This window comes from Solimonas fluminis (assembly GCF_002930645.1).
Classification (GTDB): Bacteria; Pseudomonadota; Gammaproteobacteria; order Nevskiales; family Nevskiaceae; genus Solimonas_A; species Solimonas_A fluminis.
In genome coordinates this window covers 1-23,438 of record NZ_PSNW01000004.1, presented here as the reverse complement: position 1 = coordinate 23,438, position 23,438 = coordinate 1, and the positions used below count along the sequence as shown (strand labels likewise).

23 protein-coding genes and 1 pseudogene are annotated in these 23,438 nt (G+C 69.3%); all 24 read left to right on the top strand.

The window, feature by feature from the left end; translation table 11 throughout:
* Positions 1-113 precede the first annotated feature (113 nt).
* Positions 114-383 carry a flagellar biosynthesis protein FliQ gene (gene fliQ, locus C3942_RS08565; protein WP_104229973.1) on the top strand — a complete coding sequence of 90 codons (270 nt, stop codon included), beginning with the start codon at positions 114-116 and terminating at the stop codon, positions 381-383.
* Positions 384-391: 8 nt separating this feature from the next.
* Positions 392-1,174, top strand: coding sequence for a flagellar biosynthetic protein FliR (gene fliR, locus C3942_RS08560; RefSeq protein ID WP_104229972.1), 783 nt, complete (start codon positions 392-394; stop codon positions 1,172-1,174).
* The gene (gene flhB / locus C3942_RS08555; RefSeq protein WP_104229971.1) at positions 1,167-2,297 is read left to right on the top strand and encodes a flagellar biosynthesis protein FlhB; all 1,131 of its coding nucleotides are present in this window, start codon (positions 1,167-1,169) and stop codon (positions 2,295-2,297) included. The genes fliR and flhB overlap by 8 nt, the downstream gene beginning before the upstream one ends.
* A 111-nt stretch (positions 2,298-2,408) precedes the next feature.
* Complete coding sequence (gene flhA / locus C3942_RS08550) at positions 2,409-4,478, top strand: flagellar biosynthesis protein FlhA (protein WP_104229970.1); 2,070 nt, start codon at positions 2,409-2,411, stop codon at positions 4,476-4,478.
* A 12-nt stretch (positions 4,479-4,490) separates the two neighbouring features.
* Positions 4,491-5,729: a flagellar biosynthesis GTPase FlhF gene (gene flhF / locus C3942_RS08545; RefSeq protein ID WP_104229969.1), complete on the top strand. Its 1,239-nt coding sequence runs from the start codon at positions 4,491-4,493 to the stop codon at positions 5,727-5,729.
* Entirely contained in the window at positions 5,716-6,591 is an 876-nt protein-coding gene (locus tag C3942_RS08540; RefSeq protein WP_104229968.1) for a MinD/ParA family protein, read from the top strand. Before flhF ends, C3942_RS08540 begins: the two co-directional genes overlap by 14 nt.
* Before the next feature lie 44 nt (positions 6,592-6,635).
* On the top strand, positions 6,636-7,313 hold the full coding sequence (locus C3942_RS08535; protein ID WP_104230257.1) for an RNA polymerase sigma factor FliA: 678 nt from the start codon (positions 6,636-6,638) through the stop codon (positions 7,311-7,313).
* Positions 7,314-7,345: 32 nt separating this feature from the next.
* Positions 7,346-7,738, top strand: a complete 393-nt coding sequence (locus C3942_RS08530) for a chemotaxis response regulator CheY (protein ID WP_104229967.1) — start codon at positions 7,346-7,348, stop codon at positions 7,736-7,738.
* Entirely contained in the window at positions 7,738-8,400 is a 663-nt protein-coding gene (locus tag C3942_RS08525; protein WP_104229966.1) for a protein phosphatase CheZ, read from the top strand. Before C3942_RS08530 ends, C3942_RS08525 begins: the two co-directional genes overlap by 1 nt.
* 2 nt (positions 8,401-8,402) lie before the next feature.
* A complete protein-coding gene (locus C3942_RS08520) occupies positions 8,403-10,256 on the top strand; it encodes a chemotaxis protein CheA (protein WP_104229965.1) in 1,854 nt (617 codons plus the stop codon).
* A complete protein-coding gene (locus C3942_RS08515; protein WP_104229964.1) occupies positions 10,249-10,989 on the top strand; it encodes a flagellar motor protein in 741 nt (246 codons plus the stop codon). Before C3942_RS08520 ends, C3942_RS08515 begins: the two co-directional genes overlap by 8 nt.
* Before the next feature lie 41 nt (positions 10,990-11,030).
* Entirely contained in the window at positions 11,031-11,945 is a 915-nt protein-coding gene (motD, locus tag C3942_RS08510) for a flagellar motor protein MotD (RefSeq protein ID WP_104229963.1), read from the top strand.
* Positions 11,942-12,400, top strand: a complete 459-nt coding sequence (locus tag C3942_RS08505) for a chemotaxis protein CheW (RefSeq protein WP_104229962.1) — start codon at positions 11,942-11,944, stop codon at positions 12,398-12,400. Before motD ends, C3942_RS08505 begins: the two co-directional genes overlap by 4 nt.
* A 195-nt stretch (positions 12,401-12,595) precedes the next feature.
* On the top strand, positions 12,596-12,919 hold the full coding sequence (locus C3942_RS08500; RefSeq protein ID WP_104229961.1) for an STAS domain-containing protein: 324 nt from the start codon (positions 12,596-12,598) through the stop codon (positions 12,917-12,919).
* On the top strand, positions 12,916-13,278 hold the full coding sequence (locus tag C3942_RS08495; protein ID WP_104229960.1) for a response regulator: 363 nt from the start codon (positions 12,916-12,918) through the stop codon (positions 13,276-13,278). Before C3942_RS08500 ends, C3942_RS08495 begins: the two co-directional genes overlap by 4 nt.
* Positions 13,279-13,286: 8 nt before the next feature.
* Entirely contained in the window at positions 13,287-15,314 is a 2,028-nt protein-coding gene (locus C3942_RS08490) for a chemotaxis protein CheA (protein WP_104229959.1), read from the top strand.
* Between the two features lie 28 nt (positions 15,315-15,342).
* Positions 15,343-15,858 (top strand): chemotaxis protein CheW, encoded by a 516-nt coding sequence (locus tag C3942_RS08485; RefSeq protein ID WP_104229958.1) that lies wholly within the window; start codon positions 15,343-15,345, stop codon positions 15,856-15,858.
* Between the two features lie 22 nt (positions 15,859-15,880).
* Positions 15,881-18,925, top strand: a complete 3,045-nt coding sequence (locus C3942_RS22845) for a methyl-accepting chemotaxis protein (RefSeq protein WP_104229957.1) — start codon at positions 15,881-15,883, stop codon at positions 18,923-18,925.
* A 24-nt stretch (positions 18,926-18,949) separates the two neighbouring features.
* Positions 18,950-19,153 carry a hypothetical protein gene (locus C3942_RS08475; RefSeq protein ID WP_104229956.1) on the top strand — a complete coding sequence of 68 codons (204 nt, stop codon included), beginning with the start codon at positions 18,950-18,952 and terminating at the stop codon, positions 19,151-19,153.
* Positions 19,140-19,979 carry a CheR family methyltransferase gene (locus C3942_RS08470; protein WP_104229955.1) on the top strand — a complete coding sequence of 280 codons (840 nt, stop codon included), beginning with the start codon at positions 19,140-19,142 and terminating at the stop codon, positions 19,977-19,979. The genes C3942_RS08475 and C3942_RS08470 overlap by 14 nt, the downstream gene beginning before the upstream one ends.
* Positions 19,979-20,596, top strand: coding sequence for a chemoreceptor glutamine deamidase CheD (gene cheD / locus C3942_RS08465; RefSeq protein WP_104229954.1), 618 nt, complete (start codon positions 19,979-19,981; stop codon positions 20,594-20,596). The genes C3942_RS08470 and cheD overlap by 1 nt, the downstream gene beginning before the upstream one ends.
* Complete coding sequence (locus C3942_RS08460) at positions 20,593-21,630, top strand: protein-glutamate methylesterase/protein-glutamine glutaminase (protein WP_104229953.1); 1,038 nt, start codon at positions 20,593-20,595, stop codon at positions 21,628-21,630. Before cheD ends, C3942_RS08460 begins: the two co-directional genes overlap by 4 nt.
* A 17-nt stretch (positions 21,631-21,647) precedes the next feature.
* A complete protein-coding gene (locus C3942_RS08455; RefSeq protein ID WP_207766025.1) occupies positions 21,648-22,769 on the top strand; it encodes a methyl-accepting chemotaxis protein in 1,122 nt (373 codons plus the stop codon).
* A 297-nt stretch (positions 22,770-23,066) separates the two neighbouring features.
* Positions 23,067-23,438: pseudogene (locus C3942_RS08450) on the top strand (transposase family protein); the annotation flags it as partial.

Below are 23,438 nucleotides of genomic sequence, written 5' to 3'. Positions count from 1 at the left end.
AAGAGCGTGGTTCCAATCCCCCAGATGCGGTTTGCCGCCTCATGTCGGCGCCGGCTCCCGACGCCAGGATCCCCGCGCTGCGCGCAGGGCCCCTCCACGCTGGTCGCGTCGCCATGACTCCCGAGGACGTGATGAGCTACGGCCGCGAGGCCCTGACGCTGGCGCTGCTGATCTCCGCGCCGCTGCTGCTGACCGCGCTGGCGGTGGGCGTGATCGTCGGCCTGTTCCAGGCCGCCACGCAGATCAACGAGATGACGCTGAGCTTCATCCCCAAGGTGCTGGCCATGGCCGCGGTGCTGGTCATCACCGGCCCCTGGATGCTGCGCCTGCTGGTGGAGTACACCCGGCGCCTGATCGAAGGCATCCCCGGACTGGTGACCTGAAACCGGTCATGGAAATCACCCAGGCCCAGCTCGATTCCTGGCTGCTGCAGTTCTTCCTGCCCTTCGCGCGCATCGCCGGCCTGCTGATGGTGGCGCCGGTGTTCGGCACGCGCGGCGTGCCGGCGATGACGCGCCTGCTGCTGGCCCTGCTGATCTGCCTGCTGATCGCGCCGCAGCTGCCGGCGCCGGCGCCGCTGAAGGCCTTCGGCGCCGCCTGGTGGCTGGCGGTGATGCAGCAGGTCGGCCTGGGCATCGTCATGGGCTTCGTGCTGCAGCTGGTGTTCGAGACCATCATGATGGGCGGCGAGCTGATCTCGTTCAGCATGGGCCTGTCCTTCGCCCAGATGGCCGACCCGATCCGCGGCAGTTCCTCGCCGGTGGTGGGCCAGTTCCTGCTGACCCTGGCCATGCTGATGTTCCTGGCCCTGAACGGCCACCTGATCGCGCTGCAGCTGCTGGCCGATTCCTTCCACACGATGCCGCCCGGTCCGCAGGGCCTGGACGCCGAGCGCTTCCGCGCACTGGCGCTGCTGGGCGGGCAGATCTTCTCCGGCGGGCTGCGCCTGGCCCTGCCGGTGATGGTGGCCCTGCTCACCGTGAACCTGGCCTTCGGCATCATGTCGCGCGCCGCCCCTTCCCTGAACCTGATGTCCGTCGGCTTCCCGGCAGCACTGATCGCCGGCCTGCTGCTGGTGCACTTCAGCCTGGAGGGCCTGGGCCCGGTGCTGCAGGGCCTGCTGGAGAATGCCTGGAGTTTCATGGGCGCCCTGACGGGACCGGACCATGGCTGAATCAGGCGGCCAGGAGCGCACGGAACGCGCCACACCCAAACGCCAGCGCGACGCCCGCAAGCGCGGCGACATCCCGCGCTCGCGCGAGTTGGGCACGGCGATGGTCCTGGCGGTGGGCGTGGGGGCCCTCTGGGCCTTCGGCGGCGCCATTGCCCGCCGCTGCGCCAGCCTGATGAGCGAGGGCCTGAAGATCGATCCGGCCGTGCTGGAAAGCCCGCAGCGCCTGCCGGCCCTGTTCGGCGAGGCCCTGGTGTCCTCGCTGTGGGTGCTGCTGCCGCTGATGGTGGCGGTGATGGGGGCGGTGTTCGCCGCGCCCCTGCTGCTCGGCGGCCTCAATTTCTCGGTGGAGGCGCTGAAGCCGGATTTCGGCCGCCTGAACCCGGTGGCGGGCTTCGGCCGCATCTTCTCCAAGAACAGCCTGATGGAGCTGGTGAAGGCCCTGCTCAAGTTCGCCCTGCTGGGCGGGCTGGCGTCGATGTTCCTGTGGCTCAGCCACGACGAATTCCGCGGCCTGAGCCTGGAAGACCCGCGGGCCGCCATCGGCCATGGCCTGAAGCTGCTGCTGCACTGCGCCTTCTGGCTGCTGGGCGGCCTGCTGCTGCTGGCCTTCATCGACGCGCCCTACCAGTGGCTGGCCTACCAGAAGAAGCTGCGCATGACCCGCCAGGAAGTGCGCGAGGAAATGAAGGAAAGCGAGGGCCGGCCCGAGGTCAAGGCCAAGATCCGCCAGATGCAGCACCAGATGGCCTCGCGCCGGATGATGGAGCAGGTGCCGACCGCCGACGTCATCGTCACCAACCCGACCCACTACGCCGTGGCCCTGAAGTACAGCGCCGGCGAGATGCGCGCCCCCAAGGTCATCGCCAAGGGCGCCGACGAGATCGCCGCCACTATCCGCCAGCTGGCCGCCGAGCACCGCATCCCGGTGGTCTCGGCGCCGCCGCTGGCGCGTGCGCTGTACCGCAGTACCAAGCTGGACCAGGAGATCCCGGCGCCGCTCTACGAGGCGGTGGCCCAGGTACTGACCTACATCTACCGCCTGCGCCAGTGGCGCAGCGGCCCGGCGCCGGCCCTGCCGGCCATCGTGGACGTGCCGGGCGGGGAGCCCGATCCCGTACCGTAGGTCTGCCTTCGCGCTGCCGTTCATCCGCCGCAAAACCAGCGCGGGGATTTGCAGGGCAGGTGTCAAAACCCCGTCGATCCCGCCTAGCCCGGTTCTTGCACCCAGGGGGTCATGAACCTGGACCTGAAGAGCCTCCTCGCCCGCCTGCGCGGCATCGAACGCAACGGCATCGCCGCGCCGGTCCTGCTGCTGGTGATCCTGGGGATGATGGTGGTGCCGCTGGCGCCGCTGGTGCTGGACCTGATGTTCTCGCTCAACATCACCCTGTCCATCGTGATCCTGCTGGCGGTGATCTACGTCATGCGGCCGATGGAGTTCAGCTCCTTCCCGACCGTGCTGCTGTTCGTCACCCTGATGCGCCTGGCGCTGAACGTGGCCTCCACCCGCGTGGTGCTGATGCACGGCCACGAGGGCCCGCATGCGGCGGGCAAGGTGATCGAGGCCTTCGGCGAATTCGTGATCGGCGGCCACTACATGGTCGGCTTCATCGTCTTCGCCATCCTGACCATCATCAATTTCATGGTCGTCACCAAGGGCGCCGAGCGCGTTTCCGAGGTCTCCGCCCGCTTCGTGCTGGACGCCCTGCCGGGCAAGCAGATGGCGATCGACGCCGACCTCAACGCCGGCGTGCTGACCCGCGAGGAGGCCAAGGAGCGCCGCAACGAGGTGCGCGAGGAGGCCGACTTCTACGGTTCCATGGACGGCGCCAGCAAGTTCGTCCGCGGCGACGCCATCGCCGGCATCCTGATCCTGTTCATCAACATCATCGGCGGCATCCTGATCGGCACCATCGAGCATGGCCTGCCGGTGGGCGAGGCGCTGAAGACCTACACCCTGCTGACCATCGGCGACGGCCTGGTGGCGCAGATCCCGGCGCTGCTGCTGTCGGTGGCGGTGGCGGTGCTGGTGACGCGCATGTCGCGCGCCACCGACATGACGCAGATGGTCACCAAGCAGGTCTTCGGCGAGCCCAGGGTGCTGGGGCTGGCGGCGGCCATGCTGGGCCTGATCGGCATCATCCCCGGCATGCCCAACCTGGTGTTCCTGACCCTGGCCAGCGCCTGCGGCGGCATGGCCTGGCTGCTGTCCAAGCGCCGGCAGAAGGCGCAGGAGGCCCCGCCGCCGGCCGAGGCCGCGCCATCCAAGCCGGCCGAGCTGTCCTGGGAGGACGTGGCGCCGGAGGACGTGCTGGGCCTGGAGGTGGGTTTCCGCCTGATCCCGATGGTCGACGCACGCCAGGGCGGCGAACTGATGGCGCGGCTCAAGGGCGTGCGCAAGAAGCTGACTCAGGAACTGGGCTTCCTGGTGCCGCCGGTGCACATCCGCGACAACCTGGAGCTGCCCCCCGGGGGCTACCGCATCACCCTGCACGGCGTGCCGCTGGCCACCGGCCAGGTCTACCCGGAAAAGGACATGGCGCTGAATCCGGGCCGCGTGTTCGGCAGCATCGAGGGCATTCCCGGCAAGGACCCCGCCTTCGGCATGGAGGCGCTGTGGATCGAGCGCGGCGCGCGCGACCATGCCCAGACCCTGGGCTACACGGTGGTGGATGCCTCCACCGTCGTCGCCACCCACCTGTCGACGCTGATCAAGAACCACGCGGCCGAACTGCTCGGCCACGACGAGGCACAGCAGCTGCTGACGCAGCTCGCGCGCAGCGCGCCGAAGCTGGCCGAGGACCTGGTGCCCAAGCTGATCCCGCTCGGCGTCTTCGCCAAGGTGCTGCAGCAGCTGCTGGGCGAGAGGGTGCCGGTGCGCAACCTGCGCGTGATCGCCGAGGCGCTGGCCGAGGCCGCGCCGCGCAGTCAGGAACCCGTCGCGCTGGCGTCCGCCGTGCGCGTCGCACTCGGCCGGCAGATCGTTCAGGAAATCAATGGCATGGACGCCGAGCTGCCGGTGCTCACGCTGGCCCCGCCACTGGAACAGGTGTTGCAGGACTCCCTGCGCAACGGCGGAGCGGTGATCGAGCCCGGCCTGGCCGAACGCATGCACCGCTCCATTGCGGACAGCGCCCGGAAGCAGGAAGCGAGCGGTCAGCCGGCGGTACTGCTGGTACCTCCGGGACTGCGGCCGCTGCTGGCGAGGTTCACGCGGCAAACGATTCCGGGACTGCACGTGCTGGCCTACGACGAGGTTCCGGACAGCAAGCAGATCCGGATTGCAGGAGCAGTTGCTTTCTAACGAAGCGATGACATGAAGATCAAGAGATTCCTGGCAAAGAACATGCGCGAAGCCATCCGGCTGGTGCGCGAGGAGCAGGGCCCCGACGCGGTGATCCTGTCGAACCGCCGCATCGACGGCGGGGTCGAGGTGGTCGCCGCGGTGGACTACGATGCCGCGCTGATGCAGCAGGCCCAGCGCGCCGCCACGGCCGCCGCCGAGCCGCCGCCGCCGGCCGTGGCCCCGGCTCCGGCTGCGCCGCCCGTGCCGCGCCGCGCCGCGCCGGCTCCGGCCGCGGTTGCCGCGGCCCGTCCGGCCGCTCCGCTGCCGGCCCCGGCCGCGCCGGAGCTTCAGCAGCTGCGCCGCGAGATCGGCGGCGTGCGCCGCATGATGGAGCAGCAGTTCGCCAGCCTGATGTGGAAGGACCTGCGCGAGCAGCAGCCGGAACGCATGGCAGCCCTGCGTGCCCTGGCCAACATCGGCATCGACCCGGCACTGGTCCGCTCCATCCTCGACGAGATGCCGGCCCAGGCCGACGGCGAGCGTGCCCGCTTCCTGCCGCTGGGCCTGCTGTCGCGCCGCATCCCGGTAGTGAAGAAGGACTTCATCCTGGACGGCGGCATCTTCGCCCTGGTCGGCCCGACCGGCGTCGGCAAGACCACCACCATCGCCAAGCTCGCCGCACGCTACGCCGAGCGCCACGGCGTTCGCGACATCGCCCTGGTCACCACCGACCACTACCGCGTCGGAGCCCAGGAGCAACTCTTCACCTACGGCCGCCTGCTCGGCGTGCCGGTGCATACCGCCGCCAACGGCGAGGAGCTGGCCCGCACCCTGTTCCGCCTGTCCGACCGCAAGCTGGTGCTGGTGGATACCGCCGGCCTGTCGCCGCGCGACCAGCAGCTGCAGGCGCAGTTCGCCGAACTCCACGGCAGCCGCAGCCCGATGCGCGTGCTGCTGACGCTCAGCGCCACGCAGCAGGCCGGCGACCTGGAAGAGATCGTGCGCCGCTTCAAGCCGGCCAGGCCCGAGGGCCTGGTCCTGACCAAGCTCGACGAGGCCACCCGCATCGGCGGCGCCCTCTCCGCCGCGATCCGCCACCGGCTGCCGCTGGGCTACCTCGCCGACGGCCAGCGCGTGCCCGAGGACCTTCACCTGGCGCGCGCCGACCAGCTGGTGCTGCGCGCCATGCAGCTCACCCGCCAGAACCCCGCGCTGCCGCAGGACGGCACGCTCGCACTGCAGTACGGAGTCCTCCATGCCGGTTCCTGAAAACCAGGCCTCGGGCCTGCAGCGCTTGCGCCAGCCGCGGCCGGTGCAGGTGATCGCCGTCACCAGCGGCAAGGGCGGCGTCGGCAAGACCAACGTCTCGGTCAACCTCGCGGTGGCCCTGGCCAGCGAAGGCAAGCAGGTGATGCTGCTCGACGGCGACCTGGGCCTGGCCAATGTCGACGTGCTGCTGGGCCTGCAGCCGACCCACAACCTGTCCCACGTCATCGAGGGCCAGTGCTCGCTGGAGGACACCATCCTCAGCGGGCCGGCCGGCGTCATGGTGATCCCGGCCTCTTCGGGCAAGCGCCGCATGGCGGAGCTGACGCCGGTGGAGAACGCCGGCCTGGTACATGCCTTCAGCGAGCTGAAGCGGCCGCTGGACGTGCTGATCGTGGACACCGCCGCCGGCATCGCCGACAGCGTCATCACCTTCAGCCAGGCCTCCCAGGAGGTGGTGGTGGTGGTGACCAACGATCCCTCGTCCCTCACCGATGCCTACGCCCTGATCAAGGTGCTGAACCGCGACCATGGCGTGAAGCGCGTGCACGTGCTGGCCAACATGGTCGCCAGCGGCAACGAGGCGCGCGAGCTGTTCGACAACCTGCGCCGGGTGGCCGAGCGCTTCCTCGACGTGACCCTGGACTTCATGGGCATGGTGCCCGCCGACGACTGGCTGCGGCGCGCCGTGCGGCGCCAGCGCTCGGTGGTGGATGCCTACCCGAACTGTCCGTCCAGCCACGCCTTCAAGACGCTGGCCAAGAAGATCGAGAGCTGGGGGCGCCCCGAGGGTGCCCGCGGCAACCTGGAATTCTTCGTCGAGCGCCTGGTCTCGCAGGCCCGTCCCGCCGGAGCGCTGGCGTGAACGCGCAGCTGCGGCCGCTGCCGCCCGCCGACGAGGCCGAGCTGATGCGCAGCCACGCCGGCCTGGTGCGGCGCATCGCCCTGCACCTGGCGGCGCGGCTGCCCTCCCACGTGGAACTGGACGACCTGATCCAGGCCGGCGTGATCGGACTGCTGGAGGCGGCGCGCCACTACAGCGGCGAGCGCGGCGCCTCCTTCGAGACCTACGCCGGCATCCGCATCCGCGGCGCCATGCTGGACGAGTTGCGCCACACCGACTGGGCTCCGCGCTCGGTGCACCGCCGCCAGCGCGAGGTCAGCGACGCGATCCGCCAGATCGAGCAGGCCACCGGCCGCGAGGCTCGCGACTCCGAGGTGGCCGACCGCCTCGGGCTGCCGCTGGGCGAGTACCACGACATCGTGCAGGACGCCGCTCGCTGCCAGGTCATCAGTTTGGACGCCCAGCGCGACGAGGACGACGGCGAGGCCATGGACTATGCCGACCCCGGCGACGGTCCCTCCGACCTGCTGCAGCGCGAGGAATTCCGCGCCGCCCTGGCCGGCGCCATTGCCGGCATGCCGGAGCGCGAGCGCCTGGTCATGTCGCTGTACTACGACGACGAACTGAACCTCAAGGAAATCGGCGCGGTGCTCGACGTGAGCGAATCGCGCGTCTGCCAGATCCACGGCCAGGCGCTGCTGCGCCTGCGCTCGCGCCTGGCGGAGTGGACCGCCAAGGCCTGAGAGAGAGCAAGACACACCCCGGAGCACACCCCATGAATCCGAACATGAAAATACTGATCGTCGACGACTTCTCGACCATGCGCCGCATCGTCAAGAACCTGCTCAACGACCTGGGCTACACCAATACAACCGAGGCCGACGACGGCAAGAGCGCCTGGCCGCTGCTGCAGGCCGGCGGCTTCGATTTCGTGGTCACCGACTGGAACATGCCCGGCATGACCGGCATCGACCTGCTCAAGGCCATCCGCGGCGACGCCAAGCTGGCCAAGCTGCCGGTGCTGATGGTGACCGCCGAGGCGCAGCGCGACCAGATCATCGAGGCCGCCAAGGCCGGCGTGAACGGCTACATCATCAAGCCCTTCACCGCGGTCACGCTCAAGGAGAAGATCGACAAGATCTTCCAGCGCGCGGCGGAGGCGGCGTAATGAACGCCGCGGTGGCGTCCGACGAGCGCCTGCGCCTGGCCTCCGGCCTGCGCAAGCTGCTGGCCGCGGTCGAGTCCGGCGACGATGCGGCGGTGGAGGCCGGCCTGGCCGAACTGCTGCGTGCTCGCGAGGAGGGCCTGTTCGTGCACCTGGCGCGGCTGACGCGCGAGCTGCACCGCGCCCTCGGCGAACTGGGCCTGGATTCGCGCCTCTCCGACCTGGCCGGCAGCGGCATCCCCGACGCCTGCGGCCGCCTGGACTATGTCGTGCAGGTCACCGAGCAGGCCGCCCACCGCACCCTCGACCTGGTGGACAGCAGCCGCCTGCTGGCCGCCGGCATCCTGGCCCGGGCCACCGCCATGCCCGAATCCGAAGGACGCCAGGCGATCCTGCAGGACACCGTGACGCTGCGCCACCAGCTCACCGAACTGGCCCAGGCCCAGGAATACCAGGACATCGCCGGGCAGACCATCAAGCGCGTGATCGGCCTGGTGCGCAATGTCGAGCAGGCCCTGCTGGACTTGTTGCGCGCCGCCGGTTCCCGGCCGGTGTCGGCCCCCATCAAGCCGGTGGCGCCGCGCGGCCTGGAGGGTCCGGCGCTGCCCGGTACCGGACACAGCCAGCAGGACGCCGACGAACTGCTGGCGAGCCTGGGGTTCTGACCATGAGCAGCGGCGTCGACGACGACATCAAGCGCGATTTCCTGCAGGAGGCCGGCGAGCTGGTGCAGCGCCTGTCCGAGCAGCTGATCGAGCTGGAAAAGGCCCCGGGCGACCCGGAGCTGCTCAATGCCGTGTTCCGCGCCTTCCATACCGTGAAGGGCGGTGCCGGATTCCTGGAACTGCATCCCCTGGTGGAGCTGTGCCACGTCACCGAGGATGTCTGCAACGGCCTGCGCAGCGGACAGGTGAAGCTCGACAGCACCATGATGGACTGCCTGCTGCAGTCGCTGGACCAGGTGCAGCTGATGCTGGATGCCGTGGCCAAGGACGAGCCCCCGCGCGCGGCACCGGAGGACCTGGTCGACGCGCTGCGCACGCTGGCGGCCTGCGCCGCCGCGCCCGCGCCGCAGCCGGTGGCGGCTCCCGAGCCAGTGAGGGCCGCATCCGGCGACACGATCACCGAGGATGAATTCGAGGCCCTGCTGGACCAGTTGCAGGGCAAGGCGCCCGCGGCGCCGGCCGCCATCGTCGAGAGACCTTCCGCCTCCGGGAAAGAGGGGACGGTGAAGGACGAGGCCGCCGCTCCTGCCGCCGCTGTTCCCCCGCCCGCGCCTGCGGCGCGGCCCCTCCCGGAGGGAGAGGCAGGCAAGGCCGCGCCCGCCGAGGCCCAGGTCCGCGTCGATACCCAGAAGCTCGACCGCATGATGAACCTGGTCGGCGAACTGGTGCTGGTACGCAACCGCCTGAAGTCGCTGCAGCAGCGCTCCGCCTCCGACCCGGTGTCGCGGGCGGTGGCCGAGCTGGACTTCATCACCCGCGCGCTGCAGGGCGCGGTCATGCAGATCCGCATGCAGCCGATCAAGCGGGTGTTCTCGCGCTTTCCCAAGCTGGCGCGCGACGTCGCCCGCGGCCTGGGCAAGCAGATCGAGGTGGAATTGCAGGGCGAGGACACCGACCTGGACAAGAACCTGGTCGAGGCCCTGGCCGATCCCCTGGTGCACATGGTGCGCAACAGCGTGGACCACGGCATCGAGATGCCGGAGGTCCGGCAGCGCGCGGGCAAGCCCGCGGCCGGGCGTCTCACCCTGGCCGCGCAGCAGCAGGGGGACCATATCCTGATCACGGTGCGCGACGACGGCGCCGGCATCGACCCCGACCGGCTGCGCCAGAAGGCCCTGCAGAAGGGCCTGGTGGATCCCGCCGCAGCGCAGCAGATGAGCCCCGAGGAATGCCTGGACCTGATCTTCCTGCCGGGCTTCTCCACCAAGGAGCAGATTTCCGACCTGTCCGGCCGCGGCGTCGGCATGGACGTGGTGCGCTCGCGCATCCGCGAACTCAACGGCCATGTCGCCATCGAATCCAAGGTGGGGCAGGGCACCTGCTTCCGCATCCGCGTGCCGCTGACGCTGGCGATCCTGTCGGCGCTGATGGTGCACGCCGGCGGGCGCCGCTACGCGCTGCCGCTGAGCCCGGTCCGCGATGTCTTCGTGCTCGACGACACCCGGGTCCGCAAGCTGGACCGCTGGGACGTGGTGATGGTCCGCAACGAGCCGCTGCGCCTGGTCTACCTCGATCCCTGGCTGCAGGCGGCCTCCAGCGGCGCCCAGCGCCATGTCGCCGTGGCCACGGTGGACGAGGAGCGCTACGGCTTCGTCGTCAGCGAGGTGCGCGGCCGCGAGGAAGTGGTCATCAAGCCGCTCGGCGCCTCGCTGCGCGGACTCACCGGCGTGGCCGGCGCCACCGTGATGCCCGACGGGCAGGTGGCGCTGATCCTGGACCTGGGAGGCCTGGTGCAGGCCTATCGTCAATCGCTGGCCGCCCCGCGGCCGCTAACCTCGGAAAACGGGCATGGATAAGCTCTCCGCCACCGGCATCGTACTCGCCTTCGTCGCCTTGATCGGCGGCAGCATCCTCAAGGGCAGCGGCGTCTCCTCGCTGTTCGGCGCGGCGGCCTTCGTCATCGTCATCGTCGGCACGCTGGCCTCGATCTTCGTGCAGACGCCCGGCGCGGTGTTCAAGCACGCCATGAAGATCGTCAAGTGGGTCTTCGTTCCGCCCCAGCAGGATCCGGAGGCCCTGATCGGCCGCATCGTCGAATGGAGCGGCATCGCCCGCAAGCAGGGACTGCTGGCCCTCGAGGGCGTGGTCGAGGGTGAAAGCGACAGCTTCATCAAGAAAGGCCTGCAGATGCTGGTGGACGGCGCCGAGCCGGATGCCATCCGCAACATCCTGGAGGTGGAGCTGTCCAGCAAGGAGCACTTCGACACCCAGGGCGCCAAGGTCTTCGAAGGCATGGGCATCTACGCGCCGACGCTGGGCATCATCGGCGCGGTCATGGGCCTGATGGCGGTCATGAAGAACCTGGCCGACCCGAGCAAGCTGGGCCATGGCATCGCGGCGGCCTTCATCGCCACCATCTACGGCATCGCTTCGGCCAACCTGTTCTTCCTGCCGATGGCTTCCAAGCTCAAGTCGGTGATCGCCGACCAGACGCGCGTGCGCGAGATGATCATCGAGGGGCTCATTTCCATCTCGCAGGGCGAGAACCCCAGGAACATCGAGTCCAAGCTGAAAGGCTATTTGCACTGACAGGGGCGTGCTTCGTCCTCAGCACCCAGCACTTAGAAGAGATGGCCAGAAAACATAAACACGAAGAGCATCTGAACCACGAAGCCTGGGCCATCCCCTACGGCGACCTGGTGACGCTGCTGCTGGCGCTGTTCGTGGTGATGTATGCGGTGTCCTCGGTCAACGAGGGCAAGTACCGCGTCCTGGCCGACGCCCTGAGCGAGGCCTTCGGCGGCCCGCCGCGCTCGATGAAGCCGATCCAGATGGGCAAGCAGCAGCGCGGCGACGAGCAGAGCCGCATCCAGGTGCTGCCGCCGCGTGGCGCCGAGAAGGCCGCCGCCGTCGGCGGCGAGGACCCGGCGCTGCGCAACCGCTTCGTGCAGCCCCCGCGTGCCGAGGGCGCCGCCGAGGCGCAGGCCCGAGAGCACCTGCAGCGCATGGCGGCCGCGGTGGAGCAGGCGCTGGGCGACCTGATCAGCCGCGACCTGGTCGTGGTCAAGCGCACCGACTTCTGGCTGGAGATCGAGATCCGCACCGACATCCTGTTCTCCAGCGGCTCCGCGGCCGTCGCGGAGACCGCCTGGCCGGTGCTCTCGCGCCTGGCCGGCATCCTGAGCCCCTTCGGCAACAAGCTGCGCATCGAAGGGCATACGGACAACATCCCGATCAACACGCCGACCTTCCCGTCCAACTGGGAGCTGTCGGCGGCCCGCGCCGCCAGCGTGGTGCACCTGTTCATGCGCGAGGGCGTGGATCCGGTCCGCATGACCGTGGCCGGCTTCGGCGAGTACCACCCGGTGGCCGACAACCGCCAGGCCGAGGGCCGCAACCGCAACCGCCGCGTCGTCATCGTGGTGCTGGCCGACGAGAACCAGCCGGCGCCGGAGCTGGGCGAGCAGGCCCTGCGCAAGACCGGGACCACCGTGGTCGTGCCCGCGGGCACGCTGGAAAGACTGCAGCAGGAGGCGGGGGCATGAGCGGATCCAGGCGTGACGATCAGGTGCTGAGCCGCTGGGTCTGCTTCGAGATGGCGGACCAGGTCTACGGGCTGCCGATCTCGGCCGTGCAGGAAGTGCTGGCCGATACCAGCATCGAGCCGGTGCCGGGCACCACGCCGCTGGTGCTGGGGGTGATCAATCTGCGCGGCAGCGTCGTCACCGTGGTGGACCTGCGCCGCCATTTCGGCTTCGAGCCGGTGGCCGATGCGCAGACCCGCATCATCGTGGTGGACCACGGCAGTGAGTCGCTGGGCCTCTGCGTGGACCGCGTGGCCGACGTGCGCAAGCTGGCCGACGCCGCCATCAAGCCGGCGCCCGCGGCCGGCGGCGGCCAGGCCGAGGCCGGCATCCGCGGCATGGTCTCCCGCTCCGGCGAACTGTTGACGCTGCTCGACCCCGCCAGGTTGCTGGCGAACCTGCCGCTGCTCGCCTAGGCCCGCGGCGCCTTGCGCCGGCGCGCCCCTTCTCCCCGTTGCGGATACCCGACGGCGCCCTCCGGGGCGCCGTTCGTGCTCCGGAAGGCTCCGTTCGTCCCCGGGCCGGCGTCGGGCAAAACGCCGGAAAGCCGGCGAGTGCCGGAGGGAACGGGACTTGCACCTACCCCCTCGTCCGCTCACCGGAGTGCATCCATGTCCGAACCCAACGCCGGAAACCCGTCCGCTTCCCCCGCCGCGGCCTCGGTTTCCCTGCCCGCCGACCTTGGCATCGACGTCGCCGCCAGCCTGTACCGCGATCTGCTGGCGCAGGTCGACAACCCGGGCGTGGTCACGCTCGAAGCCCAGGACGTCGCCCGCATCCACACTGCCGCGCTGCAGCTGTTCTGCATGTTCTGCCAGGACCGCCGCACCGCCGGCCGCGAAACCCACTGGCGCCAGCCGACCGAGGCGCTGCGCAGCGCCGCGGCGCTGCTGGGCGTCACCACGCTGCTGCAGCTCGCGAGGCAGGAAGCATGAGCCGCATTCTCGCGGTCGACGATTCGACCTCCATGCGGCAGATGGTCAGCTTCACGCTGAAGTCCGCCGGCTATGACGTGGCGGAGGCCGCCGACGGCCTGGCCGCGCTGGAACTGGCGCGCCAGGAGAAGTTCTCCCTGGTGCTGGCGGACGTCAACATGCCGAACATGGACGGCCTGTCCCTGGTGCGCGCGCTGCGCGGCCTGCCGGACTACAAGTTCACGCCGCTGCTGATGCTGACCACCGAATCCACTCCGGAGAAGAAGCAGGAAGGCAAGGCGGCCGGCGCCACCGGCTGGCTGGTCAAGCCCTTCAATCCCGAGCAGCTCGTCGCCACGATCCAGCGCGTGCTGAGCTAGGCCCGCCGATGTCGAACATCGACCTGAGCCGGTTCCACCGGGCGTTCTTCGACGAAAGCCTCGAAGGACTGGACGCGATGGAGGCTGCGCTGCTGCGGCTGGACGTCGGCCAGGCCGATGCCGAAACCATCAACCTGATCTTCCGCTCCGCCCACTCGATCAAGGGCGGCGCCGGCACCTTCGGCTTCACCGCCGTCGCCGGCTTCACGCACCTGCTGGAGACCCTGCTGGAACGCGTGCGCTCCGGCCAGCGCCAGGTCAGCCAGGCCGACGTGGACCTGCTGCTGCGCTCGGTGGACGTGACCCGCGCCATGCTGCGCGCCGCCGACGGCGGCGATGCCGCCGACGTGGACGCGGTGGCCCGCCTCGGCGCCGAGCTGGAGCAGGCCCTGGAAATGAAGCCGGCGGCGGTCGCGCCGGTAGCGGTGGCATCGGCCGCCGCGGGCTGGAAGATCCGCTTCCTGCCCAAGTCCGATATCTTCGCCAGCGGCAACGATCCCCTGCGCATCCTGCGCGAGCTGGACCGCCTGGGCCAGGCGCGCATCGCCTGCGACAGCCAGGCCCTGCCGGCCCTGGCCGATGCCGCGCCGGAGACCTGCTACCTGTCCTGGACGGTGGAATTGCGCGGCGACTGCGACGAGGGCGCCGTCCGCGACGTGTTCGCCTGGGTCGAGGACGAATGCGAGCTTGAAATCCTGCCTCTCCCCTCGGCTGAGGAAGAGGGGGCAAAGGACGCGCAGCCGCCTGCTGCGGGCGCCGTCGCTCACCCCAACCCCTCTCCCGAGGGGAGAGGGGCCGAGAAGCCGAAACTGAAGGTTGTCGAAGGCGGCAAGGAACCGACGCAGGAACGCCGTTCCGGCGATGCCGGCAGCATCCGCGTGGGCACAGAGAAGATCGACGCGCTGATCAACCTGGTGGGCGAACTGGTCATCACCCAGGCCATGCTGCAGCAGATCGCCGGCAACCTGGACCCGGTGCAGAACGAGAAGCTGCTGCAGGGCCTGTCCCTTCTGGACCGCAATACCCGCATGCTGCAGGAGGCCGTGATGGCCACGCGCATGCTGCCCGTGGACGCGGTGTTCAGCCGCTTCCCGCGCATGGTGCGCGACCTGTCCACCAAGCTCGGCAAGCAGATCCGCCTGGAAACCGTGGGCGAGGGCACCGAGCTGGACAAGGGCGTGATCGAGCGCATCGCCGATCCGCTGACCCACCTGGTGCGCAATTCCCTGGACCATGGCCTGGAGAATGCCGGGCAGCGCATCGCCGCCGGCAAGGATCCCACCGGTACCATCACGCTGCGCGCGGCGCACCAGGGCGGCCACATCGTCATCGAGGTGGCGGACGACGGGCGCGGGCTCGACCGCGAGCGCATCCTGGCCAAGGCGGCCGAGCGCGGCATCCCGGTGCCGGCCAACCCGGTGGATGCCGATGTCTGGCAGCTGATCTTCGCCCCCGGCTTCTCCACCGCCGAGCAGGTCACCGACGTGTCCGGCCGCGGCGTCGGCATGGACGTGGTCAAGAAGAACGTGCAGGCGCTGAGCGGGCAGATCGAGATCTCGACGCGCCCGGGGCAGGGGACCTGCGTGACGATCCGCTTGCCGCTGACGCTGGCGATCCTCGACGGCATGTCGGTGCGTGTCGGCGACGACATCTTCATCGTACCGCTGAACTGCGTGGTGGAGTCGCTGCAGCCGCAGGCGGGACAGGTCCGCACGCTGTCCGCCGGAGCGCGCGTGGTCAAGGTGCGCAACGAGTACCTGCCGCTGGCGCCGCTGCACGAACTGTTCCGCATCCGCACCGATGCACCGGAGCCCGAGGCCGGCATCCTGGTGCTGCTGGAGTCCGAGGGCCGCAAGGTCGCCGCCCAGGTCGACGAACTCGTCGGCCAGCAGCAGGTGGTGATCAAGTCGCTCGAAGCCAATTACCGCCGCGTCGGCGGCATCTCCGGGGCCACGATCCTCGGCGATGGCCGTGTCGCGCTGATCCTCGACGTTGCCGAACTGGTGCGGGGCTATGCCCGCGCCGCTGCGGCCTGAAGCACCCGTCAGACAGGGAAGAGACCCCATGACCGCCCCCACCCCCAGCATCGCGGAAACCCGGCCGGCCGCAGGCCCGGTCGACGAGAATCCGAACGAGTTCCTGACCTTCACGCTCGGCGCCGAGGAATACGGCGTCGATATCCTCAAGGTGCAGGAAATCCGCGGCTACGACACCGTCACCAAGGTCCCCAATGCGCCGTCCTTCATCAAGGGCGTGATCAACCTGCGCGGCACCATCGTCCCGGTGGTGGACCTGCGCCTGAAGTTCAATCTCGAGCGCGCCGAGTACAACGAGTTCACGGTGATGATCATCCTGAACGTCGCCCGGCGCATCGTCGGCGTGGTGGTCGACGGCGTCTCCGACGTCATGCAGCTCACCGCCGAGCAGATCAGGCCCGCCCCCGAGTTCGGAGGCGGCATCAACACCAAGTTCATCACCGGCATCGGTGCCCTGGAGCAGCGCATGCTGATCCTGATCGACATCGAGCGGCTGATGAGCAGCGAAGACATGGCGCTGATGGACAGCGCCGCCGTGCACTGAACCCAGGACCCAGGACATCCCCATGAAAGCCAAGCCCAAAGCCAAATCCACCCCGTCCGCGGCCAAGTCACGTCGTGCCGCCGCCCCGAAGAAGCAGGCCGCGCCGGCCGCCGCCGGTGCCGCCCGCGAGATCGCCGACCTGCGAGGGCAGATCGCCGCCATCAGCAAGGCCCAGGCCGTCATCGAGTTCTCGCTCGACGGCCGCATCCTCAATGCCAACGACAACTTCCTGCAGGCGGTCGGATACTCGCTGGAGGAGATCCGCGGCCAGCACCATTCGATGTTCGTCGATGCCGCCCATCGCCAGACCGCGGAGTACCGCCTGTTCTGGGAGAAGCTGGGCCGCGGCGAGTACGACGCCGGCCAGTACCGGCGCATCGGCAACGGCGGCCGCGAGATCTGGATCCAGGCCAGCTACAACCCGATCTTCGATGCCAAGGGCAAGCCCTTCAAGGTGGTCAAGTACGCCACCGACATCACGGCGCAGGTGCATGCCGCGCAGTCCCTGCATTCGGCGATCGAGCAGACCCAGTCCGTGCTGTCCGCCGCCCGGCAGGGTGACCTGTCGCAGCGCGTGCCGATGGAGGACAAGTCCGGCCAGGTCGGCTCGCTCTGCCAGAGCGTCAACCTGATGCTCGACGGCATCGCCGCCGCCCGCAGCGCCGAGCTGGTCAAGGCGCAGGAAACCACCCGCGTCAAGCAGGGCCTGGACGTGGTGGTGACCAACGTGATGATCGCCGACGCCGACCTCAACGTGGTCTACGTCAACGATTCGATCAAGACCATGCTCCAGGCCGCGGAGGCCGACATCAAGAAGGACGTGCCGGCCTTCAACGCCGCCAGCGTGGTCGGCACCAACATCGACCTGTTCCACAAGAACCCGGCCTACCAGCGCGGCCTGCTGGCCCGGATGACCTCGACCCACAAGGCCAGCCTGGTGCTGGGCGGCCGCACCTTCTCGCTGATCCTGAACCCGATCAACGACGAGCAGGGCAAGCGCCTGGGCTACGTGGTCGAATGGAAGGACCTGACCGTGGAGCTGGCGGCCCAGGAGCGCGAGCAGCGCCTGGCCGCCGAGACTTCCCGCGTCAAGCAGGGCCTGGACGTGGTGGTGACCAACGTCATGATCGCCGACGCCGATCTCAACGTGGTCTACGTCAACCACTCGATCAAGGAGATGCTGCAGGTGGCGGAGGCCGACATCAAGAAGGACGTTCCGGCCTTCAATGCCCGCAGCGTGGTCGGCACCAACATCGACCTGTTCCACAAGAACCCGGCCTACCAGCGCGGCCTGCTGGCCAAGATGACGCATACCCACAAGGCCAGCCTGGTGCTGGGCGGCCGCACCTTCTCCCTGATCCTGAACCCGATCAACGACGAGCAGGGCAAGCGCCTGGGCTACGTCGTCGAGTGGAAGGACATGACCCTGGAGCTGGAAGCCCAGAAGCGCGAGCAGGAGCGCCTGGAGGCCGAGCGCAAGCTGGCCAACGAGAACCTGCGCATCAAGAACGCGCTGGACAACGTCTCCGGCAACGTCATGATCGCCAACAACGACCGCGAGATCGTCTACATGAACGCCGCGGTCGGCGAGATGCTGGTCAAGGCCGAAAGCGAGTTGCGCAAGGCGCTGCCGCACTTCGACGCCCGCAAGCTGATGGGTGCCAGCATCGACGTCTTCCACAAGAATCCGGCGCACCAGCAGGGCATGCTGTCCAACCTGCGCAGCTCCTACCGCACCGAGATCAAGGTCTCCGGCCTGACCTTCGGCCTGATCGCCAGCCCCATCGTCAACGACAAGGGCGAGCGCCTGGGCACGGTGGTGGAGTGGCGCAACCGCACCGCCGAGGTGGCGGTGGAGAACGAGGTCTCGGACATCGTCGGCGCCGCCGCCAACGGCGACTTCACCCGCCGCGTCGCGCTGGAAGGAAAGGATGGCTTCTTCAAGATGCTGGCCGAGAACATCAACCAGCTGCTGCAGACCAACGAGGCCGGCCTGAACGAGGTGGTGCGCGTGCTGGGCGCCCTGGCCAAGGGCGACCTCACCGAGAAGATCACCGCCGAGTACAAGGGCACCTTCGGCCAGATGAAGGACGACGCCAACAAGACCGTGGAGCAGTTGACCGCGATCGTCAGCCAGATCAAGAACGCGACCGACACCATCAACACCGCCTCGCGCGAGATCACCGCCGGCAATACCGACCTGTCCGCCCGCACCGAGCAGCAGGCCGCCAGCCTGGAGGAGACCGCCTCCAGCATGGAGGAGCTGACCTCCACCGTGAAGCAGAATGCCGAGAACGCCAAGCAGGCCAACCAGCTCGCGATCGGTGCCAGCGACATCGCCGTCAAGGGCGGCCAGGTGGTCAGCGAGGTGGTGACCACCATGGCGGCGATCAACGAGTCCTCGAAGAAGATCGTGGACATCATCAGCGTCATCGACGGCATCGCCTTCCAGACCAACATCCTGGCGCTGAACGCGGCGGTGGAAGCCGCCCGCGCCGGCGAGCAGGGCCGCGGCTTCGCGGTGGTGGCGGCCGAGGTCCGCAGCCTGGCGCAGCGCTCCGCCGGTGCCGCCAAGGAGATCAAGAGCCTGATCGGCGACTCCGTCGAGAAGGTCGGCAACGGCTCCAAGCTGGTCGAGCAGGCCGGCAAGACCATGGACGAGATCGTCACCAGCGTGAAGCGCGTGACCGACATCATGTCGGAGATCACCGCCGCCTCGCAGGAACAGAGCCAGGGCATCGAGCAGGTCAACCAGACCATCACGCAGATGGACGAGGTGACCCAGCAGAACGCCGCCCTGGTGGAGGAGGCCACCGCCGCCGCCCGCTCGCTGGAAGAACAGGCCGGCGGACTGCAGTCCTCGGTCAGCCGCTTCCGCCTCGACGAGCAGGCTGCCGGCTTCGCAGCCATCGCTCCCGCGGCGCCGGCACGCAGTGCCGCGGCCAGGCCCGCCCCGGCGGCGCGTCCGGCGGTCCGCCCGGCGGCCCCGGCCCGGCGTCCGGCGACGGCACCGGCGCGCGGCACCGGCTCCGGCGAGCGCCACGACGAGCAGTGGACCGAGTTCTGAGCCCGGCTCCCCAGGAGAAGCGCCATGTCCCTTGCGATCCCCGCCGAATCCGCGATGCCTGAGCCGGCTCCCTGGCTGCGCCTGCTGGCCAACTGGGGCCTGAGCCTCAGCGAAGCCGGCTGCGTGCTGCCGGCGGAGGGCCGCGGCCAATGTCCCCTGCGGCCCCTGCTGGCGAAGTTCACCGGCGAGGAGCCGTCCGCGGCCCGAGGGTCCCATGGCGCTGGCTGAGAGCCGCGAGTTCGCCTTCGCGCGCAGCGATTTCGAGCGGGTGCGCTCGCTGATCCATGGCCGCGCCGGCATCTCGCTGGCGCCGGCCAAGCGCGACATGGTCTACAGCCGCCTGGTGCGCCGCTTGCGCGCGCTGCGGCTGGATTCCTTCGACGAGTACCTGGGCCGCCTGGACGATCCGGCGCACCCGGAGTGGGAGGCCTTCACCAATGCGTTGACCACCAACCTGACGGCCTTCTTCCGCGAGCCGCATCATTTCGAGATCCTGGCGGAGCACCTGCGGTCGCAGCCGCGCGGGGCGACGCTGCGGCTCTGGTGCTCGGCCTCGTCCACCGGCGAGGAACCCTATTCGATGGCCATGACGGCGATCGAGGCCTTCGGCCGCGACGATCCGCCGGTGCGCATCCTCGCCACCGACATCGACACCCAGGTGCTGGCCACCGCCGAACGCGGCGTCTACCCGCTGGAGCGCATCGAGCGCCTGTCCGAGGCGCGCCGGCAGCGCTTCTTCCGCCGCGGCACCGGGACGATGGAAGGCTACTGCCGCATCGCCGAGCCGCTGCGCCGCCTGGTCAGCTTCCGTCCCCTGAACCTGCTGGCGGACCACTGGCCGATGCGGGGACCGTTCCAGGCGATCTTCTGCCGCAACGTGATGATCTACTTCGACAAGCCCACCCAGCACCGCCTGCTGGGCCGGCTGGCGCCCCTGCTCACGCCGGACGGCTTGCTGTTCGCGGGCCACTCGGAGAGCTTCTTCCACGCCGCCGACGTCGTGTCGCCCTGCGGGCGCACGGTATACCGTCGCGCGGCAAAGGCCGGGAACTGATGTATGCGATGCGCAAGGCCCGCAGCACCGCCTCCGAGGCCGCCGTGCCGTACTACGACCCGCGCTACAGCGCGCAGGTGGTCAAGGTGCTGCCCGGAGAGTTCGTCGTGACCACGCAGGACTGCATCCTGACGACCCTGCTGGGCTCCTGCGTGTCGGCCTGCATCCGCGACCCGCTGGCCGGCGTCGGCGGCATGAACCACTTCATGCTGCCCGACAGCGAATCCGGCGGTGCCGCCAGCGAGTCGGCGCGCTATGGCGGCTATGCCATGGAAATGCTGATCAACGAGCTGCTCAAGCACGGGGCCGCCCGCAGCCGCCTGGAGGCCAAGGTCTTCGGCGGCGGCGCGATGCTGCCGAGTTTCCAGTACAACAAGGTGGGGGAGCGCAACGCCGCCTTCGTGCTGGATTACCTGGCACGCGAAAGCATCCCGGTGCTGTCGCAGGACCTGCTGGACAACTGTCCTCGGCATGTCCATTACTTTCCGCGCAGCGGCCGCGTGATGCTGCGCAAGCTGCCGGCCGTCGAGCGCGGCCAGGTGGCGGCGGACGAGACGCGCTACTTCAGCCGCCTGCGCCAGGAGCCCAAGGGCGGCTCCGTGGAGCTATTCGAATGAACCGCATCCGCACCCTGGTGGTGGACGATTCCGCGCTGGTGCGCAGCCTGCTCAGCGAGATCCTCTCCGGCGATCCGGAGATCGAGGTGGTGGGAACCGCCTGCGATCCCTACGTGGCGCGCGACAAGATCAAGCAGCTCAAGCCCGACGTGCTGACGCTGGACGTGGAAATGCCGCGCATGGACGGCCTCACGTTCCTGGAAAACCTGATGCGCCTGCATCCGCTGCCGGTGCTGATGGTGTCCTCGCTGACCGAGCGCGGCGCCGAGATCACGCTGCAGGCGCTGGAACTGGGGGCGGTGGATTTCGTGACCAAGCCCAAGATCGACGTCTCCCACGGCCTGCACGAATACGCCGAGGAACTGCGCGCCAAGCTCAAGGCGGTGGCGCGGGCCCGTCCGCGAGGACCGGCCGGCGCGCGCCCCGCCGCCGCCGTCCCGGCGCGCCGCAGCACGCCGTTCCGCACCACCGAGCGGTTGATCGCCATCGGCGCTTCCACCGGCGGCACCGAGGCGATCAAGGTGGTGCTGGAGCAGATGCCGCCGGACGCCCCGGCCATCGTCATCACGCAGCATATCCCGGCCGCGTTCAGCGCCCCCTTCGCGGAGCGCATGAACCGCAGCTCCGCCATGTCGGTCTGCGAGGCCGCCGACGGCCAGCTGATCGTGCCGGGCCATGCCTACATCGCCCCCGGCGGGCTGCACCTGACGGTGGTGCGCGACGGTGCCCGCTATGTCTGCCGGCTGACCGACGCGGCGCCGGAGAACCGACACCGGCCGAGCGTGGACGTGCTGTTCCGCTCGGTGGCGAAGAATGCCGGCAGCAACGCCGTGGCCGCCATCCTCACCGGGATGGGTGACGACGGCGCCCGCGGCCTGCTGGAACTGCGCAAGGCCGGAGCCCATACCCTGGTGCAGGACGAGGCCAGCAGCGTGGTCTGGGGGATGCCCGGCTCCGCCGTGCGCCTGCAGGCCCCGGAACAGGTCTTGCCTCTGGACCGCATAGCCGGGCAATTGCTTGCCTGGACCCAATGAACCGACAGGATCGCCCCATGAACCTGAACAAAATGCTCTTCCCCGCGCTGGCGCTGACCGCCGTGCATCTTGCGGTGCTGCTGGCCTCGCTGCCGGCCGCGGTGGACGCCGCCAGCCTGCTGCTGATGGCCGCCGGCTGGGCCTGGGCTGGCCGCGAATTCTGGCGCGAGCGCCAGGCGGCGCAAGCCGAGCTGAAGGGCCTGCGCGAGTCGGGCGAATCTCAGCGGCAGCTGTTGTCCGAACTGCGCCGCGGCATGAGCGCGGAGATGCAGGGCGCGCAGCAGGAGATCGCCCGCGTGCGGCAGCTGGTGACCGAGGCCACCCGCCAGCTCGGCGGCAGCTTCGAGGACATGAACCGCCAGGCGCAGGTGCAGCAGTCCGCCGTAGCCCGCATTCTCAGCCGCAACGGCGAGCAGGAGGGCGGCGGCGTGCGTCATTTCACCGGCACCGCCGGTGCCCTGATGAACAACCTGGTCGAATCGCTGGCGCAGGCCAGCCGGCAGAGCGCCGCCAGCGCCGGCCAGATCGACGAGATGGTCAAGCAGCTCGACGCGATCTTCGATCTGCTGGGCGACGTCAAGACCATCGCCGACCAGACCAACCTGCTGGCGCTGAACGCCGCCATCGAGGCGGCGCGCGCCGGCGAGGCGGGCCGCGGCTTTGCGGTGGTCGCCGAGGAGGTGCGCAACCTCTCCGAGCGTTCCACCAGCTTCAACGAACAGATCCGCAAGCTGGTCACCGGCTCGCGCGATGCGGTGGCCAAGGTGCGCGAGACGGTCGGCGAGATGGCCTCGCGCGACATGAGCGCCAGTGCCGAGGCACGCGACGAGGCGGGACGCCTGCTGCGCCAGGTGGAGGAGGTCAACGGCAGCCTGACCGCGGGCATCCGCGAGGTGTCGGCGTCCCGCGAGCACATTGCCCAGTCGGTGGGCCAGGCCGTGCGCTGCCTGCAGTTCGAGGACATCGTCACCCAGGCACTGGGCTCGGCCGAGCGCCATCTGCGCCGCATCGAGTCGATCCAGGCCGAGGGCTCCGGCCAGCCGGCCCCGGCGGCCGCCGCCAGCGAGAACTGGCGCCAGCCGGTGCACAAGCCGGTGGCGCAGCAGTCAATGCAGGCGGGCGCCATCGAGCTCTTCTGAAGAATCCACTGTCCAAGAGTGGGGTGTACTTGGCGCCGGAACCCCCGGCGCTTTTTTTATGGGCGCTTCGGAAATACGGAGTTCCGTTAGGTCCTGATGCCTGCGCGAACTAAGATAGTCGGCAGGGAGCTTGCGCCCGCACTCTTCTCCCTCTCCCCGCGCGAGGGTAGAGGGCGAGGGTGAGGGGCGAAGCGTTCAGGTATCAACCTCAGCGGGATGCCGGCGACGACGCCGGTCAGGTGCCGTGGATCCCTGAGGGTTTATTTCGCCTAAGGGCGAGTTACTTTTTCTTTGCTTGTCNCAGAGCAGGTCCTATCCCTGCGCCGGCAGCATCCGGCCTGGGGTGGACGCAAGCTGGCCCACCGCTTGATGCGGCTGGGGCATGAAGACGTGCCGGCTCCCAGCACGATCACCCACATCCTGCGCCGTAACGGCCTGATCGGTGCCGAGCAGAGCGCTGAGGCCATGCCCTGGCAACGCTTCGAGCATGCCGCCCCCAACGACCTCTGGCAGATGGATTTCAAGGGCGACTTTGTGGCCGGCAATCGCCGCTGCCATCCACTCACCGTGCTCGACGATCACTCGCGCTACAACCTGGTCCTGCAGGCCTGCTCCAGCCAAAACACGGCCGAGGTCCGAGGGCATCTGACCCGCAGCTTCCAGCGCTAT

Bases quoted from the DNA above. Each gene is read 5' to 3' on its own strand.
- C3942_RS08540 (WP_104229968.1), top strand. From the start codon at position 5,716: ATGCCGGTTCCTGAAAACCAGGCCTCGGGCCTGCAGCGCTTGCGCCAG.
- flhA (WP_104229970.1), top strand. From the start codon at position 2,409: ATGAACCTGGACCTGAAGAGCCTCCTCGCCCGCCTGCGCGGCATCGAA.
- C3942_RS08470 (WP_104229955.1), top strand. From the start codon at position 19,140: ATGGCGCTGGCTGAGAGCCGCGAGTTCGCCTTCGCGCGCAGCGATTTC.
- C3942_RS08490 (WP_104229959.1), top strand. From the start codon at position 13,287: ATGTCGAACATCGACCTGAGCCGGTTCCACCGGGCGTTCTTCGACGAA.
- C3942_RS08460 (WP_104229953.1), top strand. From the start codon at position 20,593: ATGAACCGCATCCGCACCCTGGTGGTGGACGATTCCGCGCTGGTGCGC.
- C3942_RS08535 (WP_104230257.1), top strand. From the start codon at position 6,636: ATGCGCAGCCACGCCGGCCTGGTGCGGCGCATCGCCCTGCACCTGGCG.
- C3942_RS22845 (WP_104229957.1), top strand. From the start codon at position 15,881: ATGAAAGCCAAGCCCAAAGCCAAATCCACCCCGTCCGCGGCCAAGTCA.
- C3942_RS08515 (WP_104229964.1), top strand. From the start codon at position 10,249: ATGGATAAGCTCTCCGCCACCGGCATCGTACTCGCCTTCGTCGCCTTG.
- cheD (WP_104229954.1), top strand. From the start codon at position 19,979: ATGTATGCGATGCGCAAGGCCCGCAGCACCGCCTCCGAGGCCGCCGTG.
- fliQ (WP_104229973.1), top strand. From the start codon at position 114: ATGACTCCCGAGGACGTGATGAGCTACGGCCGCGAGGCCCTGACGCTG.
- flhB (WP_104229971.1), top strand. From the start codon at position 1,167: ATGGCTGAATCAGGCGGCCAGGAGCGCACGGAACGCGCCACACCCAAA.
- C3942_RS08505 (WP_104229962.1), top strand. From the start codon at position 11,942: ATGAGCGGATCCAGGCGTGACGATCAGGTGCTGAGCCGCTGGGTCTGC.
- C3942_RS08525 (WP_104229966.1), top strand. From the start codon at position 7,738: ATGAACGCCGCGGTGGCGTCCGACGAGCGCCTGCGCCTGGCCTCCGGC.
- fliR (WP_104229972.1), top strand. From the start codon at position 392: ATGGAAATCACCCAGGCCCAGCTCGATTCCTGGCTGCTGCAGTTCTTC.
- C3942_RS08485 (WP_104229958.1), top strand. From the start codon at position 15,343: ATGACCGCCCCCACCCCCAGCATCGCGGAAACCCGGCCGGCCGCAGGC.
- C3942_RS08530 (WP_104229967.1), top strand. From the start codon at position 7,346: ATGAATCCGAACATGAAAATACTGATCGTCGACGACTTCTCGACCATG.
- motD (WP_104229963.1), top strand. From the start codon at position 11,031: ATGGCCAGAAAACATAAACACGAAGAGCATCTGAACCACGAAGCCTGG.
- flhF (WP_104229969.1), top strand. From the start codon at position 4,491: ATGAAGATCAAGAGATTCCTGGCAAAGAACATGCGCGAAGCCATCCGG.
- C3942_RS08520 (WP_104229965.1), top strand. From the start codon at position 8,403: ATGAGCAGCGGCGTCGACGACGACATCAAGCGCGATTTCCTGCAGGAG.
- C3942_RS08455 (WP_207766025.1), top strand. From the start codon at position 21,648: ATGAACCTGAACAAAATGCTCTTCCCCGCGCTGGCGCTGACCGCCGTG.
- C3942_RS08475 (WP_104229956.1), top strand. From the start codon at position 18,950: ATGTCCCTTGCGATCCCCGCCGAATCCGCGATGCCTGAGCCGGCTCCC.
- C3942_RS08495 (WP_104229960.1), top strand. From the start codon at position 12,916: ATGAGCCGCATTCTCGCGGTCGACGATTCGACCTCCATGCGGCAGATG.
- C3942_RS08500 (WP_104229961.1), top strand. From the start codon at position 12,596: ATGTCCGAACCCAACGCCGGAAACCCGTCCGCTTCCCCCGCCGCGGCC.